At 35.0% G+C, this 20,670-nt stretch carries 12 protein-coding genes; all 12 read left to right on the top strand.

Translation table 11 applies throughout. The features are described from left to right. Positions 1–220 precede the first annotated feature (220 nt). The 12 genes from AABD74_RS10285 (at position 221) to AABD74_RS10340 (ending at position 20,658) form a co-directional block, all read left to right on the top strand. Positions 221–2,374, top strand: a complete 2,154-nt coding sequence (locus AABD74_RS10285; protein ID WP_406845448.1) for an alpha-glucuronidase family glycosyl hydrolase — start codon at positions 221–223, stop codon at positions 2,372–2,374. Between the two features lie 185 nt (positions 2,375–2,559). Next, positions 2,560–3,297 (top strand): SDR family NAD(P)-dependent oxidoreductase, encoded by a 738-nt coding sequence (locus AABD74_RS10290; protein WP_406845449.1) that lies wholly within the window; start codon positions 2,560–2,562, stop codon positions 3,295–3,297. Between the two features lie 100 nt (positions 3,298–3,397). Continuing rightward, complete coding sequence (uxuA, locus tag AABD74_RS10295) at positions 3,398–4,561, top strand: mannonate dehydratase (RefSeq protein WP_406845634.1); 1,164 nt, start codon at positions 3,398–3,400, stop codon at positions 4,559–4,561. A 242-nt stretch (positions 4,562–4,803) separates the two neighbouring features. Continuing rightward, entirely contained in the window at positions 4,804–7,410 is a 2,607-nt protein-coding gene (locus tag AABD74_RS10300; protein ID WP_406845450.1) for a glycosyl hydrolase 115 family protein, read from the top strand. A gap of 204 nt (positions 7,411–7,614) precedes the next feature. Then, entirely contained in the window at positions 7,615–8,724 is a 1,110-nt protein-coding gene (locus AABD74_RS10305; protein WP_406845451.1) for an endo-1,4-beta-xylanase, read from the top strand. A 283-nt stretch (positions 8,725–9,007) separates the two neighbouring features. Then, positions 9,008–10,441, top strand: coding sequence for an MFS transporter (locus AABD74_RS10310; RefSeq protein WP_406845452.1), 1,434 nt, complete (start codon positions 9,008–9,010; stop codon positions 10,439–10,441). A 23-nt stretch (positions 10,442–10,464) separates the two neighbouring features. Further along, complete coding sequence (locus AABD74_RS10315; RefSeq protein ID WP_232680996.1) at positions 10,465–11,499, top strand: glycoside hydrolase family 43 protein; 1,035 nt, start codon at positions 10,465–10,467, stop codon at positions 11,497–11,499. A 285-nt stretch (positions 11,500–11,784) separates the two neighbouring features. Further along, on the top strand, positions 11,785–12,795 hold the full coding sequence (locus AABD74_RS10320) for a GntR family transcriptional regulator (protein WP_232680998.1): 1,011 nt from the start codon (positions 11,785–11,787) through the stop codon (positions 12,793–12,795). A gap of 3 nt (positions 12,796–12,798) precedes the next feature. Then, positions 12,799–14,280 carry a xylulokinase gene (locus tag AABD74_RS10325; RefSeq protein WP_406845453.1) on the top strand — a complete coding sequence of 494 codons (1,482 nt, stop codon included), beginning with the start codon at positions 12,799–12,801 and terminating at the stop codon, positions 14,278–14,280. 8 nt (positions 14,281–14,288) lie between these two features. Continuing rightward, on the top strand, positions 14,289–15,614 hold the full coding sequence (gene xylA / locus AABD74_RS10330) for a xylose isomerase (RefSeq protein WP_406845454.1): 1,326 nt from the start codon (positions 14,289–14,291) through the stop codon (positions 15,612–15,614). 686 nt (positions 15,615–16,300) lie between these two features. Then, positions 16,301–16,957: a fructose-6-phosphate aldolase gene (gene fsa, locus AABD74_RS10335; RefSeq protein WP_406845455.1), complete on the top strand. Its 657-nt coding sequence runs from the start codon at positions 16,301–16,303 to the stop codon at positions 16,955–16,957. A 533-nt stretch (positions 16,958–17,490) separates the two neighbouring features. Beyond that, positions 17,491–20,658 (top strand): SusC/RagA family TonB-linked outer membrane protein, encoded by a 3,168-nt coding sequence (locus AABD74_RS10340; protein ID WP_406845456.1) that lies wholly within the window; start codon positions 17,491–17,493, stop codon positions 20,656–20,658. Positions 20,659–20,670: the final 12 nt, after the last annotated feature.

The following is a 20,670-nucleotide window of genomic DNA, read 5'->3' on the forward strand; positions in this document are numbered from 1 at the left end:
TTATCCTGCTTTTATTTGTTATAGAAATATATTTTAAGAAAAAAAGAGAGCTAAAATTTTTTTCTTAAACAACAATCCTATATTTTTACGCAACCGATTGCAATTGTTGTTTTGTTTATAATAATGTATTTTTTAGATTAAAATTTTATCAAATAATATTATTAATCTGTAAAATGCTGATGCTGTAAAATGAAATTTTTAAGAATAAACTAATTAGTAAATGACTTCAGTAAAATTTGTATTCCTGTTTCTTTCGATTTCTTTTTCGGCTTTAGCGCAAAAGGATTATAAATTATGGCTTCAATATAACAGAATAACAAATTCAACAATTGCTTCAGAATATAAAAACAATATTCAGGGAATTGTTTCTTTGGGAAATTCCGAAACTTCAGGAATTGCTGTAAAAGAATTAGAAAACGGAATTGCTGGTATGCTGGGAAATAAGTTGGAAATTAAAACAGAAATAAAAAGAGAAAATAATCTGATTATTGGTTCTCAACTTTCTTTAAACCCTGATTTACAAAAAGCGCTGCAAGCAGATTTTGATAAAATAAGCAACGAAGGTTTTATCATTAAATCAATTAGTTTTAAAAATAAAAAGCAGCTTGTCATTTCAGGAAAAAATGATGTGGCAGTTTTATACGGTGTTTTTAATTTTTTAAGATTGATGCAGACCAATAAATCAATCAAAAACTTAAGTATTGCCGATTCACCAAAAACAAATATCCGAATCTTAAATCATTGGGATAATCTGGATAGAACTGTCGAACGCGGTTACGCAGGTTTCTCTTTATGGAATTGGCAGAAATTGCCTGATTTTACCGATCAGCGCTATATTGATTACGCGAGAGCAAATGCATCAATTGGCATTAACGGAGCGGTTTTGACAAATGTAAATGCAAACGCATTAATCCTGACACCACAATATTTAGAAAAAGTAGAAGCTTTAACAAATGTTTTTAGACCTTACGGAATAAAAGTCTATTTAACGGCAAGATTTTCAGCACCAATCGAAATAGGAAATCTAAAAACTGCCGATCCAATAGATCCCGAAGTAATTAATTGGTGGAAAAATAAAGCTGCTGAAATTTACAAACGAATTCCTGATTTTGGAGGTTTTTTAGTGAAAGCCAATTCAGAAGGTCAGCCCGGCCCTCAAAATTACGGAAGAGATCACGTTGACGGCGCAAATATGCTGGCAGATGCAGTTGCTCCGTTTGGAGGCGTAATTATGTGGAGAGCATTTGTATATTCAGAACACGATGCAAACGATAGGGCAAAACAAGCTTATGCTGAGTTTCAGCCGTATGATGGAAAATTTAAAGAAAATGTAATCGTTCAGGTAAAAAACGGAGCCATCGATTTTCAGCCCAGAGAACCGTTTCATCCGTTATTTGGAGCGATGCCCAAAACGCCCTTAATGATGGAATTTCAAATCACGCAGGAATATTTAGGATTTAGCACCCATTTGGTTTTTCTTCCAAAATTATTTCAGGAAGTTTTAGAATCAGATACTTATCAAAAAGGAAAAGGTTCGACCGTAGCCAAAGTTATTGACGGCACTTTATATCAAAACAAACTAACCGGAATTGCCGGAGTATCAAACATTGGGAACGATTTAAACTGGACGGGACATCCTTTTGCACAGGCCAATTGGTATGGTTTCGGAAGATTGGCCTGGAATCCCTATTTAGATTCTGAAACAATTGCCGATGAATGGTTAAGATGTACATTTTCGAACGATGAAAATTTCATAAAACCAGTTAAAAATATGATGATAAATTCGCGTGAAGCGGTTGTCAATTATATGACACCGCTGGGTCTGCATCATATTATGGATACAGGACATCATTATGGACCTGGACCGTGGGTTTCTAATTTATCACGCCCTGAATGGAACCCGGTTTATTATCATAAAGCAGATAAAAATGGAATTGGTTTTGACAGATCAAAGTTAGGAACCAATGCTACTTCGCAATATGCGCCCAAAATAGAGAAACTTTTTGATACTGCAGAAACCTGCCCAGAGAAAGATTTATTATGGTTTCATCACGTTTCATGGGATTATAAACTAAAAAACGGACAAACACTTTGGAATGGTTTAGCATTGAAATATCAAGAAGGTGTAAATCAAGTCAAAGAAATGCAGAATGTTTGGAATCAAGCAGAAAAATATGTGGACAGCGAACGTTTCAACGAAGTTAAAATGTTACTAGAAATTCAGCAGAAAGAAGCAAAATGGTGGAGAGATGCCTGTTTATTGTATTTTCAGCAGTTTTCAGGAAAAGAACTTCCTGCAGGAGTAGAAAAACCAACACAAACTTTAGAGTATTTTAAATCATTAAAATTTCCATTTGCACCGGGAAATGGATAATAAATTGAGTAAATGTAATGCGGATGACACGGATTCGCTATCGCGAAGACACGGAAAAAACGGATTTTTTTCAATAAAACAAGATAAAAAAATCCGTGTAAATCAGCGTTTTCGCGATAGCGAATCCGTGTCATCTGTGTACCAAACACCAAGCAGCAATTACCAAAAAAAATATTTTAAAAATTATGAGCAAAAAAACAGCAATTGTAACCGGAGGGAATTCGGGTTTAGGGTTTGCAACCGCAAAGAAATTATGCGATAACGGAATCAAAACCTACATCATAGGAAGAACAAAAGAAAAAACAGAAGAAGCCTGTAACCAAATTGGCGAAAATGCAATTCCGGTTTTATTTGACTTAAATGACATTGCCGGAATTCCCGCTATGATCGAAAGTATCACCAAAAATGGCTCAATTGATATTTTGGTCAACAATGCAGGAATCAATCTCAAAAAAGAATTTACAGATGTAACCGATGAAGATTTTCTATCGATAATTCATACCAATCTTTTAAGTGTTTTTGCCGTGAGCCGGGAAGTGGTAAAAAACATGAAAGAAAATGGAGGAGGAAGCATTATCAACATCAGTTCTATGGCTTCGCAGTACGGAATCCCAAAAGTAATTGCGTATTCGGCAAGTAAAGGTGCGATCGAATCTATGACGCGAGCAATGGCGGTAGAATTGGCTCCGTCTGGCATTCGTGTAAACTGCATTGCACCGGGATTTATTAAAACTAAAATGTCATCAACAGCTTTAGACAATGATCCTGAAAGAAAAAATAAAGTACTCGGAAGAACACCAATGGGCTTTTTGGGAGAACCTTCGGATATTGCAGATGCCGTTTATTATTTCGCTTTAAGCGAATCAAAATATACAACAGGAACCGTTTTGCCAGTTGATGGCGGAAATAGTATCGGGTTTTAATTGTGAAAATGCCACAAAGTCGCTAAGTCACAAAGTTCTATTTTAAAAAACTTTGTGACTTAGCGACTTCGTGGCACAAAAAATAGTCAGTATGATAAAAATGCAGCAAACCATGCGATGGTTCGGGCCAAACGACAACGTAAGTTTAATCGATATTAAACAAGCCGGAGCAACAGGAATTGTAACCGCTTTGCACCAAATTCCCGTTGGCGATGTCTGGACAATTGCTGATATAAAAGAAAGACAGGAAATCATTCGAAATAACGGACTAAAATGGACTGTGGTGGAGAGTCTTCCGGTTCATGAAGAAATCAAAAGAGCTTCAGGAAATTATCTGCAATACATCGAAAATTATAAAATCAGTTTACAAAATCTGGCAGAATGCGGTATCAAAATCATCACCTACAATTTTATGCCAATTCTGGATTGGGTGCGAACGAATCATAATTTTATTAACGAAGATGGAAGTAAAGCCTTGCTATATAATCAGGATGCTTTTACCTATTTTGATGTTTTTCTTTTAAAAAGACAAGACGCCGAAAATGATTATTCTGAAGTTCAAAAACAAAATGCACTGCATTTTGGGAACAAACTTTCGGAACCTGAAAAAGCATTGTTATTTAAAAATGTTCTATTAGGATTGCCGGGAAGTACGATCAATTTTACGGCTGAACAGATTTTATCTTTATTAGATAATTATGCCAATATTGATAACGAAAAACTAAGAGAAAACCTGATTTATTTTTTATCAGAAGTTGTTCCAGTTGCAGAAGAAACAGGTTTAAAACTCGCCATTCATCCAGACGATCCGCCATTTTCGGTTTTAGGACTTCCGAGGATTGTTTCGACAGAAGCTGATTTAAAAGTCATTTTCAGTGCCGTTCCATCAACAGCAAATGGTTTATGTTATTGCACAGGCTCATTAGGAGCAAACCCAGATAATAATCTCGAGAAAATTATAGACGATTTTGGAGACCGAATTCACTTTTTACATCTTCGAAATACCATCCGCAAAAGCGAAACTATTTTCAGGGAATCAGAACATTTAAATGGTGATGCCAATATGGGAGTTATCGTAGAAAAATTATTATTGTTAATGAACAAAACAAAAATCAGCCTGCCAATGCGTCCCGATCATGGGTTTCTACATTCGGTTGACGAAACGAAAGAAACATACCCTGGATATTCTTTGACAGGAAGATTAAAAGGGCTTGCTGAATTGCGAGGTTTAGAAATAGGAATTGCTTATAAATTGAATTTGTAAAACGTTTCGTTTGTCATTCCGAGGAACGAGGAATCGCACCAGGAACTCCGCACAAAATATCGCCAATCTTTGTCGAATCCCGGGTGCGATTTCTCCTTACGTTGAAATGACAAAACTGGGGGTACTGTCGAGAATTTTGACCTGACAGGTTTTTAAAACCTGTCAGGTCTCTGTTGAGAGAAAATCATGTTTGTTTAAACAAGTGAAACGTCTTTTTACAAACAAAGAAAATCTATGATTCTATGTGTTTAAAATTTAAGCTGTTAAATATGTTTTTGTCGCTTTTCCTTCTCGGATTAAGCACAAAATCGTATGCCATAAATCCAGAGAAATACATAGTAAATCAGGCTTCCGCCGAAAATTTCCCTTTGGTTTCAAAAGGAAAAACAGCTTCAATTTTAATAAGCAAAACTGATTTTTCAGGCGTTTTAAAAGTGGCAGGACATCTAGAAAATGACATTTTTCAGGTTTCAGATTTACATCCAAAACGGATTAGTGCAATTTCAGAGGCTCGGGATTTTGTGGTCATTATTGGAACACTCGGAAAAAGCAAAATTATAGATCAATTAGCCAAAGAAGGAAAAATTAATGCAAACGAACTTCGCGGAAAATGGGAAAAATTTACCACACAAATTGTCGAGAATCCTTTTAAAGGAATTAAAAAAGCATTGGTAATTGCAGGCTCGGATAAAAGAGGAACGATTTACGGAATCTACGATTTATCCAATCAAATTGGCGTTTCGCCATGGTATTATTGGGCAGATGTTCCGATTAAAAAACAATCAGAATTACATGTTGTACCTGGAATTCATTCGCAGGGAGAACCAAAAGTAAAATACAGAGGGATTTTTATAAACGACGAAGCTCCCGCTTTATCCGGCTGGGCATTTGAAAAATATGGCGGATTCAATTCGAAATTCTACGATAAAGTTTTTGAATTGATTTTGCGAATGAAAGGCAATTATTTGTGGCCAGCAATGTGGGGCAGAATGTTTTATGTCGAAGATCCGCAGAATGCTGTTTTGGCCAACGAATACGGAATTGTTATGGGAACTTCGCATCACGAACCGTTAACAAGGGCACATGCAGAATGGGGTAAGTCAAACGGAAAATGGGATTTTAATACCAATTCAGAAGCTTTGATTAATTTCTGGAAAGACGGAATTAAAAGAATGGGAAACAACGAAACAATTGTGACTGTTGGAATGCGCGGTGACGGCGACGAACCTATGACCGAAGGAACTGCAATTGGGTTATTAGAAAATATCGTAAAAACCCAAAGAAATATCATTGCAGAAATTACTAATAAACCAGCCGAAGAAACGCCTCAAATGTGGGCGCTTTATAAAGAAGTTCAGGATTATTACGACAAAGGAATGACAGTTCCTGATGATATTACGCTTTTGTTGTGTGATGACAATTGGGGAAATATCAGAAAACTGCCGGAGCTCGATTCAAAACCAAGAAAAGGCGGTTACGGAATTTACTATCATTTTGATTACGTAGGCGGGCCGCGAAATTACAAATGGATCAACACGAACCAAATTGAACGTATCTGGGAACAAATGGATTTGGCTTATCAATACGGCGTTGATAAAATCTGGATTGTAAATGTTGGCGACATTAAACCCATGGAATTTCCAATAGAATTTTTCTTAGATATGGCGTGGAATCCTGAAAAGTTCAATGCCGGAAATTTAGATCAATATTATGTAAATTGGGCAAAAGAAAATTTTGGAGACCAAAATACAAATGATATTGCCGAAATTTTAAAATTATACACCAAATACAACTCCCGAAGAAAACCAGAATTGTTAGATTCAAAAACGTACAGCATCATGAATTATAATGAAGCGGAAAAAGTTGTCGAAGATTATAAAAAACTGGTTCAGAAAGCCAATTCAATAAACAAAAAATTGCAGCCAGAATATAAAGATGCTTTTTATCAATTGGTTTTGTTTCCTGTTTTAGCGAGTTCCAATTTAATTGAAATGTATGTCGCTGCGGCTAAAAATCAGTTATATGCAAGTCAGGGAAGAGCTTCAGCCAATTTATATGCTGAAAAAGTAAAAGAATTATTTGAAAGAGATAGTCTGCTCACGAATTATTATCATACAAAATTGGCCAACGGAAAATGGAATCATATAATGTCGCAGACACACATTGGTTATGATAATTGGCAGCAGCCGGATAAAAATATAATTCCACAAACAAAAACAATCGAGCTTGCAATAAAAGAGGTGACAAAGATTGCTGCGGAGGATTTTCCAAAGTCTGAAACATCGATTAATAAAAATAGAGATTTATATCATGTTCGTGGTTTTGTTGAGGACAACGGTTACATTTCAATAGAAAGTAAAAATTATTCAAAAGCAATAAATTCAGATGCAGTAAAATGGACCACAATTCCAAATCTTGGAAGAACAGAATCCGGAGTAACTTTAAAGCCTTCGAATATTAAACCTATTGAAATTTCAGAACAATCGCCAAGATTAGAATACGATGTTCATTTTTTCAGCAAAGGGAATGTAAAAGTTCATGCATATTTTTCGCCAACGATTAATTTTACGACTCGTGACGGTTTGAAATACGGAATTGCTTTTGATGAAGAAAAACCTCAAATAATCAATTTTAATGCAGATAATTCAGAGAAAAACTGGGCGGAATCTGTTGCAAATAATATCAAAATTATCACATCAGTGCATACAATTGAAAAGGCTGGAAATCATGTTTTAAAATTTTACGGAATTGATCCGGCTTTAGTGCTTCAGAAGATTGTAATTGAGACTGAAGAAGGTAAAATTTTGAAGTCGTATTTAGGGCCGCCGGAGAGTTTTAGAAAAGAGTAATTATTATAAGTTCTGTTTGTCATTTCTCAGGAACGAGAAATCTTCGCAAGTAACTCCGCAACGAGAATTCAATCTTTGTCGAGTTTCCTGCGGAAGATTTCTCCTTCGTCGAAATTGACAAAACTATAAACGCAGCTTAGACCTGACGGGTTTTTAAAACCTATCAGGTCCCTGTTGACAAAATAACTATTAAACCCAAAATATATGAAATTTATTAACCCATGTTTACTGGCAGTCACAGCGGTTTTGTTTGTAAACTGTTCTGCTAAAAAAGGAGTCACTTCATTAAAAGATGTTTATAAAAAGGACTTTTACATTGGTACAGCTTTAAGTGCGGATCAAATTGAAGAAAAAGATGCAAAAGTTGATTCATTGATTAAGAAAGAGTTTAATGCTATAACAGCAGAAAACATCATGAAATCGATGTACACGCATCCACAAAAAGACAAATATGATTTTGCTTTATCAGACAAATTTGTGGCGTACGGCGAGAAAAACAAAATGTTCATTCATGGACATACTTTGATATGGCACAGTCAATTAGCCCCTTGGATGGAAAAAATAGAAGATAGTACCGATATGAAAGCTTTTATGAAAGATCATATCACGACAATCGTTTCAAAATACAAAGGCAGAATCAATTCGTGGGATGTTGTAAATGAAGCTTTGAACGATGATGGAACTTTGCGACAATCTATTTTTTTTAAAATACTTGGTGAAAAATATCTTGTAGATGCTTTTAAACTGGCAGAAAAAGCCGACCCAAAAGTGGAGTTGTACTACAACGATTATAATATTGAAGAACCGGCAAAACGAGCTGGAGCAATTGCTTTAATCAAAAAAATAAAAGCAGCAGGAGGAAAAGTTGACGGTGTTGGTATTCAGGGACATTGGAGACTGCAAAGCCCATCGATAGAAGAAATTGAAAAAAGTATTTTAGAATATTCAGCATTGGGAATTAAAGTTGCTTTTACAGAACTGGATATTACCGTTTTACCAAATCCGTGGGATTTAAAAGGCGCGGATGTAAATCAGAAATTTGAAGGAAGTGCCAAAATGAATCCGTATCCTGAAAAACTGCCTGATTCTGTTCAAACACAGCTGGTAGAACGTTATGCATCAATTTTTAAACTATTTTTAAAGCATAAAGACAAGATTAGTCGAGTAACTTTTTGGGGAGTTTATGATGGACAATCGTGGTTAAACGACTGGCCGATAAAAGGAAGAACCAATTATCCGCTTCCATTTGATAAAGATTTGAAACATAAACAAGCTTACGATAGTATTTTAAAGTTGAAGAAAACGAAAGAATAACGAGTTAAATCAGGTTTGGAATTAAAATATTATTAACAATCGGTTGTTTTTAAAAATATTCTTTAAATAAAGTAAAGTAAATTTGCATGATATGTTTTTTTGTATAATTTTACACAACCGATTGTTTTAAATAAAATTCAACACAATCTTGTCAATTTCGAGGAACGAGAAATCTTCGCAAGTAACTCCACAAGCTGGGTCAGCAAACGAAGATTTCTCGTTCCTCCTTGACAAAAAAGAACTAAGTTTAAAACAAAAAAATTAACTAACCACAAACCACAAAATGAATAACACTTCACAAAAATTATCCATCAAAGAAAAAATTGGATACAGCTTAGGAGACTTGGCGGCCAATTTAGTTTTTCAAACTTTGATGACATATCTGGCTTATTTCTATACCGATATTTACGGATTATCGCCAACAGATTCTTCTATCATCATGTTGATTGTGGGTTTAGTTGCAGCTTTTATTTTCAATCCCATTATTGGCGTTTTAGCAGATAGAACCAGTACTAAATGGGGAAAATTCAGACCGTGGATTTTGGCAACCGCAATTCCGCTTGGAATAGTGGCATTATTAGCATTTTCAACTCCTGATTTTTCGTATAAAGGAAAAGTAATTTATGCTGTTGCAACTTATACTTTGTTGCTGCTTTTTTATGCAGGAAATAACCTGCCGTATTCCGCTTTAAGTGGCGTAATTACAGGCGATATGTCAGAGAGAAACAGTATGTCATCCTATCGTTTTGTGGCCGTTATGTTTGCACAGTTTTTTGTTCAGGTATTTATGCTTGGAATTATTAAAAGTGCCGGAAACGGAGATAAAGCAATTGGTATCGAAAAAGTAATGACGGTTTTAGCGATTATTGGAACTATCATGCTTTTAATTACCTTTTTAACGACAAAAGAAAGAATTATTCCAAAACCGGAACAAAAATCAAGTATAAAAGAAGATTTAAGCGATTTAGTAAAAAACAGACCATGGGTAATCATGCTTTCGCTTACAACTTTGGTTTTTATTACGCTGGCAATGAAAGGCGGTTCGTATGTGTATTATTTTGAAAACTATGTAGATAAGGATCAATTAGCCGTTTTTATTCAGCCTATTTTAGATGCTTTATCGAATATTGGTTTGAATCATTTTGGTAAAGACTCTGTTTCGGCCGGATTCGGATTGTTTAATGCCGGCGGAATTATTTTTATGATTGTTGGAATTACATTTTCTAAAAACCTTGCAGATAAATATGGAAAGCGAAATATATTTGGTTTGTTTTTATTTATTTCAACGCTGTTTATTATCGCTTTTTATTTCTTTCCGCCAACATCAATTAGTCTGATATTTTTCTCTCAAATCTTGCACGGATTTTTTTACGGAATAACAATTCCAATTCTTTGGGCGATGATTGCTGATGTTGCCGATTATTCAGAATGGCTGAACAATCGCCGGGCCACAGCTATTATTTTCTCAGCAATGATGGTAGGCTTAAAAGCCGGATTGAGTATTGGCGGCGCATTGACAACATTATTTTTAGGATATTTTCACTATGCCCCAAATTCTGCAGTACAGACCGAAACTGCAATTAACGGAATCAAATTATTAGTCAGCATATTTCCTGCAATTCCATTTTTAATTGGAGCCGGATTATTGTTTTTCTATAAAATCAATAAACAAATGGAAGTGCAGATTGAAACCGAGTTAAAAGAAAGAAGAATTTAATTATTTAAAACCAAGATATTACTATGTCCGAAGATAGCATTGAACAAATTAATTTCGAGGAAATTAATGAATTGGCGATTTCAAAGCCTTTAGTTTCTCACATTTATACGGCCGATCCGTCGGCGCATGTATTTAATGGTAAAATTTATATTTATCCGTCGCATGATATCGATGCCGGAATTCCGTTTAATGATAATGGAGATCATTTTGGGATGGAAGATTATCACGTTTTTTCGATGGACAGCATTTCATCAAAAGCCGTAGATAATGGTATTGCATTGCATGTTGATGACGTTGCCTGGGCAGAAAAACAAATGTGGGCGCCAGATGCAGCACATAAAAACGGAAAGTATTATTTGTATTTTCCCGCAAAACGTGCCAGCGGAATTTTTCAAATAGGAGTAGCGATCAGCGATTCTCCTTCAGGGCCTTTTATACCTCAGCCAGATGCCATAAAAGGAAGTTACAGCATTGATCCTGCAGTTTTTGAAGACGAAGACGGCAAACATTATATTTATTTTGGCGGAATTTGGGGCGGGCAGCTTCAAAAATACAGAAACAATAAATACGATCAGGAAAATGAAGAACCTGATGGAAATGAACCTGCTTTAGGTCCAATTGTAGCTTTGCTTCGTGATGATATGCTGGAGTTTGCAGAAGATCCAAAAGAAATTAAAATTCTGGATGAAAACGGAGAAATTCTGTTGGCCGGAGATAATAGCCGTCGTTTTTTTGAAGCTTCGTGGGTTCATAAATATAACGGAAAATATTATTTTTCATACTCAACAGGAGATACGCATTTTATTTGTTATGCAGTTGGCGATAATCCGTATGGTCCGTTTACTTATCAGGGAAGAATTTTAAATCCGGTTGTGGGCTGGACTTCGCATCATTCTATTTGCGAGGTTGAAAACGAATGGTATTTGTTTTATCACGATTCGAGTTTATCAAAAGGTGTGACGCATTTAAGAAGCATGAAAGTAACTAAAATTGATTATCTTGAAGATGGTTCGATTGTTACAATTGACCCTTATGGAATAAGAAGATTAATTGATTAAATTCTGATTAAAAAAATTTCACAAAAATTACAATCGGTTGTGTAATTTATGCTGGCTTTTGATATGTATTATTTGCGTGAGAGATAGCAGTGGAAAGCCCGGAGCCTGACGAAAGAAGTGTGAGGACCTGAAACGATCCCGAAGTTTGGGGACGACCAGAAGGGGCAAGCCCAAAGTATATAATTTGAATAAAATAAAAAGATAACAATTTAAATGTAAAAAGTATTTTTTTATAAAAGACAATTAACTATTTTAGCAAGCCATAACAGAACGGAACAGAACGGTATGCTAAATGAAGAACAAGAAAAATTTGTATTTGAAATAAATCATGAAAGTGATATTCCTAAATACCAGCAATTGGTAGATGGAATAACAAATGCCATTGCTGAAAATATATTGAAGAAAGGAGATTTGCTGCCTTCGGTAAATAGTATTTGTAAAACGAATCAGTTGTCGAGAGATACGGTTTTTAAAGCATATACGATTTTAAAAGACCAGAATACAATTGATTCTGTACCAAATAAAGGATATTACGTTTCGGGTAAAACTAGAAAAGTGCTTTTGGTTTTAGACACTTTTAAGGCATATAAAGAAGTTTTATATCATTCGTTTGTGAATAATCTGCCGGATAATGTGATTACTGATGTGCAGTTTCATCATTATAATATTGATGTTTTTAAAACGATCATCAATAACGGAATTGGGAAGTATTATAAATATGTGGTTATGAATTTTGATCACAAAGAAATTGCTTCGGCTTTGTCGTCAATTTCAAAAGATAAATTGCTTTTGATAGACTGGAATATTCAGGCAGATAAAAGTAATAATTATGTCTTTCAGGATTTTGGGAAAGCGTTTTATGAGTCTTTGACAGAAGCAGCTGATTTGTTTAAAAAGTACAAAAAGATACAATTTGTGTATCCTGATTTTACAAATCACCCGAAGGAAACGGTTGATTTTTTTAAGAAATTCTGTGCTGATTTTAATTTTGAATATGAGATTGTTACAGATTCTAAAAAGTTCAATATCGAAAAAGGAATTGCTTATATCAGTGTAAGCGACAGGATTTTGGGACACTTTTTAGAGCAGTGTAAAGAGAAAGATTTTGAACCAGGAAAAGACGTTGGGTTTTTGTCGTATAACGAAACGCCAATGAAGAAATTTATATACAAAGGAATTTCAGTTGTGTCAACTGATTTTATGGAATTAGGAACCAAAGCAGCGGCATTTATTACGCATGAAGAAGAAACTCAGTGTTATGTGCCGACAAAATTAATAATAAGAGAATCATTGTAAATTATGTATTATATCGGATATGATATTGGAAGTTCTTCGGTCAAGGCAGCCTTGGTAGAAGCAGAAACGGGTAAAAAAGTAATCGTTTTGAATGAACCGCAGAACGAAATGGAAATCTTGTCGATTCACCCGGACTGGGCAGAGCAAGATCCTGAAATTTGGTGGCAGTACATTTGTACGGCAACCAAAAGAGCAATTCGCGAAGCTAATATAGATGCATCTAAAATTCAGGGAATTGGTATTTCGTACCAAATGCACGGATTGGTAATTGTGGATAAAGCCGGAAATGCGCTGCGAAACTCAATTATTTGGTGTGACAGTCGTGCGGTTGAAATTGGCAGCAAGGCTTTCGCCGAGATTGGAGAGCAAAAATGTATGGAACATTTACTGAATTCTCCGGGAAATTTTACGGCTTCGAAACTAAAATGGGTAAAAGAAAACGAGCCTGAAGTTTACAATAAAATTGATAAATACATGCTTCCGGGAGATTACATCGCTTTGAAATTAACAGGCGAAGTAACGACTACCAAAAATGGTTTGTCTGAAGGAATGCTTTGGGATTATAAAGAAAATAAAGTAGCTGACTGGCTTTTAGATTATTACGGAATTGACCAATCGCTGACACCAAAAATTGTAGAGAATTTTACGAACCAGGGAATTGTTACAGAGAAAGCTTCAAAAGAATCGGGGCTTCCTGCAGGAATTCCAATCGTTTACAGAGCAGGAGATCAGCCTAATAATGCTTTGTCATTAAATGTGCTTCGTCCAGGAGAAGTTGCAGCAACAGGTGGTACATCAGGCGTTTTTTATGCCGTTACAGAAACAAATTCAGGAAAAAGTACTCGTGTAAACAACTTCGTTCATGTAAATTATGCTGAATCAAATCCGAGAGTTGGAAAATTGCTGAACATAAACGGAGCAGGAATCCAATACAGATGGATGCGAAACAATATCGGAAATGAGTCTTATGAAGAAATGAATGAAAAAGCATCTCAGATAAATGTAGGTTCGCAAGGATTGGTTGTCATTCCGTTTGGAAATGGCGCTGAAAGAATGTTCAATAATAAAAACATTGGATCACATATTTTAAATCTGAATTTTAATATTCATACCAACGCGCATTTATTCAGAGCATCTTTGGAAGCAATTGCATTTTCTTTTGTTTACGGAATGGAATGCCTGAAAGATGATAATGCAACGATTAATGTAATTAGAGCCGGAAATGATAACCTTTTCCGTTCCGAAATTTTCTCTAATACAGTTGCCACATTAATTGGACATGAAATAGAAATTTACAATACGACCGGAGCAGTAGGAGCGGCAAGAGCAGTAGGCTTGACAGATGGTGACTTTGAAAAATTTGGTTCAGGAATTACAACAAACGATCACGTAATGACCTTTTTACCTTTAAAAAATAAAGAGGAATATGAAGCGGCTTACCAAAAATGGAAAAAAGAATTAGAATTAATATTAACAACTAAATAAAAAATCAAATGATAGTTTTAGGAGATAAAGAATACTACAAAGGTATTGGCCAAATTAAATTTGAAGGAAAAGAATCTGATAATCCGTTGGCATTTAAATATTACAATCCAGACCAGATTGTAGCTGGAAAAACAATGCGTGAGCATTTTAAATTTGCAATTGCATATTGGCATACATTCTGCGGGCAAGGAAGTGATCCATTCGGGCCAGGAACACAGCAATTTGCATGGGATCAGTCTTCAGATCCGTATCAGGCTGCAAAAGATAAAGCAGATGCTGCTTTTGAATTTATCAGTAAAATGGGATTCGATTATTTCTGTTTTCACGATTACGATTTGATTGCTGAAGGTGCAACTTTCGCAGAATCAGAAAAACGTTTAGCATTCATTACAGATTACTTAAAACAGAAAAAAGCAGAGTCTGGAATTAAATTGCTTTGGGGAACTTCAAACTGTTTCTCAAACCCAAGATTTATGAACGGTGCAGCTACAAATCCTGATTTTAATGTAGTGGCAAGAGCTGGAGGACAAGTAAAATTAGCGCTTGACGCAACAATTGCTTTAGGCGGAGAAAACTATGTATTCTGGGGTGGTAGAGAAGGTTATATGTCTTTACTAAACACAGATATGGGAAGAGAATTAGACCACATGGCGCAATTTTTAGCAATGTCCAGAGACTACGCAAGAGCGCAAGGTTTTAAAGGAACTTTCTTTATCGAGCCAAAACCAATGGAGCCATCAAAACACCAATACGATTTTGACTCGGCAACAGCAATTGGATTCTTAAAAGAATATGGCTTAGATAAAGATTTCAAAATCAATATCGAGGTAAACCACGCAACATTGGCACAGCACACTTTTCAACACGAATTAGAAGTGGCTGCAAAAGCAGGAATGTTAGGAAGTATAGATGCAAACAGAGGTGATTACCAAAACGGCTGGGATACAGATCAGTTCCCAAATAACATTCAGGAAACTACTGAGGCAATGTTAGTTTTCTTAAAAGCCGGAGGACTGCAAGGCGGAGGAGTTAATTTTGATGCTAAAATCAGAAGAAATTCAACAGATCTTGAAGATGTTTTCTTAGCTCATATTGGCGGTGCTGATACTTTTGCAAGAGCTTTATTGACTGCAGATAAAATTATCACTTCTTCTCCTTACGAAAAATTAAGAACAGAAAGATACAGCTCTTTTGATTCTGGAAAAGGAAAAGATTTCGAAAACGGAAAATTAAACCTTAAAGATTTATACGATATAGCAAACCAAAACGGAGAGTTAACGCTTCAAAGCGGTAAACAGGAATTGTTTGAAAATATCATTAACCAATATATTTAATATTTTATTTAAACACATAGAAACATAGATTTAAATTTTATCATAAGGTTGTTTAAATAAAATCTGGATTTTAACATATAGTCCCGATAGTTATTGGGATTTGTTTAAACAAGTGAAACGCCTTTATCGATAAAGAAAACTATGTATCTATGTGTTTAAAATTTATTAGTGAGAAACTATCTAAGAAATAAAATTAAATTTTAATGTGACAGCTTTAGAAAGTGGCAATTATTCAACAGCTGCCTCATCGATTTTTTTGATTATTTTTTGTGATATAAAATGAGAAATGTGTATTAAGATTATGACTTGTTTTTGAATGAAAATTGAAGAAAAATAGATTAGAAGGTTTAGTTACTATTTTTTGAAAATTGAAGTTTAAAAATAAAGTCAGTTTGATAAAATTATTAAGTGAGTTATTTTTTTATTGAAGGTTTTTTGAAGAGCAGAATCGGTCGAGATGCACATTTTCACTCACTAAAAGTTAGACGCACTGCTGTGCGTTTCTACACACAATCTTGTCATTTCGAGAAACGAGAAATCGCATAAGAAACTCTACAAAGATTGGTGATTTTACATGTCGAATTACTTGTGCGATTTCTCCTTTCAGTCGAAATGACAAACCTCAGATACTCCATTAAAACAATTGCAGACCACACAATAACGACCAACCTTAAACACAAAAACTTATGAAATTTTTTATTGATACCGCTAATCTGGAAGAAATTCGAGAAGCACAATCACTTGGTGTTCTCGATGGTGTAACTACTAATCCGTCTTTAATGGCAAAAGAAGGGATTACCGGAAAAGAAAATATCCTGAAACATTATTTAGACATTTGTAATATAGTCGATGGCGATGTTTCTGCTGAGGTAATCTCTACTGATTTTGAAGGAATGATAAGAGAAGGAGAAGAGCTGGCCGCTTTACATCCGCAGATTGTGGTGAAACTACCTATGATTGGTGATGGAGTAAAAGCTTGTAAATATTTTTCTTCTAAAGGGATAAAAACTAATGTAACGCTGGTGTTTTCTGCAGGCCAGGCTTTATTGGCCGCAAAAGCCGGAGCAACATATGTTTCTCCATTTTTAGGAAGATTAGATGATGTTTCGACAGACGGAATGCACCTAATTGCTGAAATCAGAGAGATCTACGATAATTATGATTATCAAACACAAATATTATCAGCTTCGGTAAGACATACAATGCATATCGTAAATTGTGCCAAAGTTGGATCAGATGTAATGACCGGACCGCTTTCGGCAATTAAGGGATTATTAAAACATCCGCTTACTGACATTGGTTTAAAACAGTTTGTTGAAGATGCTAAAAAAATGAATCTCTAAACTAGAAAAAACATACAACTGTTTAAAGCCCTTTTCGTTCTGAAAAGGGCTTTTTTTATGACTTTTCAACAACCGATTGCCTTTCTGAACTGTTTTTAAGTAAATAATTTTAGAGATGCGCTCGTATTCTGCTTTTCTTTAGAATATTAAGTTAAAATTTCAATTATCCTGTAATTTTAGTATTACTAAAACGATGTAGGGATATTAAAAATATCTTAAATTCTATATTTTATATATTTTTTAATATTTTGAATAAAACATCTTTTAATTCATAATCTTTTAAACTAACAAGTTTTGAAATATGAATATAATTCAATGTTTTAGGTTTATAAATAAACTATGTGTTTTTTTAATCTAATATTTTTTTATAATTCTTAAAAAATATTAACGCAACCGATTGTGTGTTATTGTTTTTTATATATATTTGTTTCAATAATGATTGTAAGTTGTTTTATTCTAAAAATCAGCTTTTACATCAAACCAAAAAAATCAACTAACTAAACCATACTATTAACTAATTAAACTAATTATTTATGACTAACCTTTTAATTACTAAAAGCAAATCAAAATACTTTAAAAATTTAGGGTGCCTAATCCTGATGTTAGTATTTTCTGCTGCGGTAAATGCACAAACCACTGTGTCAGGAACTATTACTGATAGTAACGGACCAATACCGGGAGTAAATATTTTTGTAAAAGGAACTAAAATCAGTTCGGTTTCTAATTTTGACGGAACTTATACCATTAGCCCGGTTCCCGCAAATGCAACTTTATCTTTCAGCTTTATTGGTTATAAAGCAAAAGATGTAGCAGTAGCGAACAAAAGCAAAATAGATGTAATACTAGAAGAAGATGTAAACAGCTTAAAAGAAGTTGTAGTTGTAGGTTACGGCACCATGAAAAGATCAGACTTAACAGGTTCAATTTCATCTGTAACCAGTCAGGCTGTTGCACAATCTGTAACAACTTCGATTGAGCAGGTTTTGCAAGGACGTACGGCGGGTGTAAACGTACAGGCAAACAACGGTGCACCGGGAGCAAGTTCTTCCATTCGTATTCGCGGTATCAGTTCGTTAACCGGATCAAATGAGCCAATTTTTGTAATCGATGGTGTTATTATCGACAATACAACAAGTTCAGTAAACACTAATCCGCTTTCTATGATTAATCCGTCAGATATTGTTTCGATGGATGTTTTAAAAGATGCTTCTGCAACTGCAATTTACGGTTCAAGAGCAGCAAACGGAGTTATTATCGTAACCACAAAACGCGGTAAAAAAGGTGATCTTACTTTAAACTTTGACAGTTATGTAGGATGGCAGGAAATTCCGAAACACTTAGATTTATTAAACCTTAGAGAATACGGAACATTAAAAAATACACGTTCAGATTTAGGAATTGTACAGCGCGACAATACCTTTATTCGTCCTGATTTATTAGGCGAAGGAACAGACTGGCAGAAAGAATTGTTCAACACCGCTTTAATGCAGAGTTACAATTTATCAGCTTCAGGAGGATCAGAAAGTACCACTTACTCTTTAGGAATTGGTTATTTAGACCAGGAAGGTATCGCAATTGGTTCTTCGTTTGATCGTTTTAATTTAAGAGGAGTTGTCGATTCGCAGGTAAAAAGCTTTTTAAAAGTGGGAGTAAACTTTGCCCTGAGTCAATACAACCAAACAACAACTGTTACAGACGATGCTTTAATTATAACAGCTTTAAAACAAACACCAAACGTTGCGGTTCGTAATGCTGATGGAACATTTGATGGGCCTGATACTACAGAATTCGTTCAAAACAACCCAATAGGTTTAGCTTCTATAAAAGACAATCACAATAAAAATTACGCCATTAGAGCTAATACATATGCTGAAATTGGTTTTACAAAAGACCTTAAATTCAAAACACAATATTCATTAGATTATGGCTTTGCAAACAACTATACTTTTAATCCATCTTATACTTTTGGAGCATTGGTAAACGATGTGCGCGAAGGAACAAGAACAAAATCAAACAGTGCATTTTGGAGCTGGAACAATTTATTGACTTACAATAAAACTTTTGGCGTACATACAATTAATGCCATGTTAGGGCAGGAAATGCAGGAATCAAGCTGGGAAAACCTTTACGGATATCGTTCTGGTTACATCACAAACGGTGCTACAGATTTAAATGCCGGAGATGCTACAACAGCCAGAAACTCTAATGCAAGCAGTGTAAGTTCTATCAGCTCTTACTTCGGAAGATTGTTTTATTCTTTCAATGATAAATATTTACTGACTGCGACTTTAAGAAGAGATGGATCTTCAAAATTTGCAGAAGAAAACCGCTGGGGATGGTTTCCGTCAGCCGCTTTGGCATGGAAAATTTCAAATGAAAATTTCTTAAAAGAAAATAAAACTATCAACAATTTAAAATTACGTTTAGGATGGGGAGCAGTTGGTAATCAAAGCGCGCCAAACTACGCTTATACTTCAATTTATGGATCTTCAGCAACAAACTGGGGAACAGGACAATTGGCAGGAAATACCGCAAACCCAGACATTAAATGGGAAACTACTTATTCAAGCAACTTAGGTTTAGACCTTGGTCTTTTTAATAACAGGGTAGAATTAGTTGCCGATGTGTATTACAAAAAAACAAACGACTTACTTCTTGAACTTCCATTGCCGGCTTATGTAGGAACAACTGGTCAGGGATCTACAAGACCGCCGACAGTAAATATTGGATCTCTTGAAAATAAAGGATTTGAGTTCAGTTTGAATACCATCAATATGGAGAGAAAAGATTTTATATGGAAATCAAATGTTGTTTTCTCTATGAACAGAAGCAAAGTTCTGGCACTTAATACAGAATCTGGCGTATTAAACAAAACAATTCAACAAGGTTCTGATGTTACAACAGTTACAAGAACGGCAGTTGGAGAAGCAATTGGGCAATTTTACGGATATAAAGTGATTGGCCGATTTGAAAAAGCAACAGATTTCTATTATAAAGATAAAGACGGAGTGGTAAAACCAACTGCTTTACCAGAAGGAATGGCGATTGGGGAAAACGGTGTTTGGATTGGAGATTATATTTTTGAAGATGTAAATAAAGACGGAATCATCAATGAAAAAGACCGTGATTACATCGGAAATCCGGCCCCTGATTTCACTTTCGGAATCGGAAACACATTCTCATTCCAGGGATTTGATATCAACATTTTACTGACAGGTTCTTACGGAAATGATGTTGTAAACTACCAAAGACGCTGGCTGGAAAATCCTCGTGAAAACACTAATTTATTGAAATCAGCTTTAGGATATGCACAATTAGAATTAATTGATCCAAATGGCCCAAACGATTATCGTAATGTGCAGATTGTGGGCGGAGATCCTTATATGACCAGAATTGCGGCGTCGTCTGCATCATCAGCTTCAAACTACCGTTTTAGCAACCGCTTTGTAGAAGATGGTTCTTATGTGAGAATTAAAAATATTTCGATTGGGTATAATCTTCCTAAAAAATTATTTGCCAAATACGGAATCTCAAATGTAAAAATATATTCAAACGCCCAAAACGTTTTAACATTTACAAAATACAAAGGTTATGATCCCGAAGTTGGATCAATTAATCAGGATGCGCTTTTAAGCGGTATCGATAATGGCCGTTACCCTTCGCCAATTATTACTACGCTTGGATTAAACGTTAATTTCTAAAATTTGCAGACT

Source organism: Flavobacterium soyae (genome assembly GCF_045348165.1).
Classification (GTDB): domain Bacteria; phylum Bacteroidota; class Bacteroidia; order Flavobacteriales; family Flavobacteriaceae; genus Flavobacterium; species Flavobacterium soyae.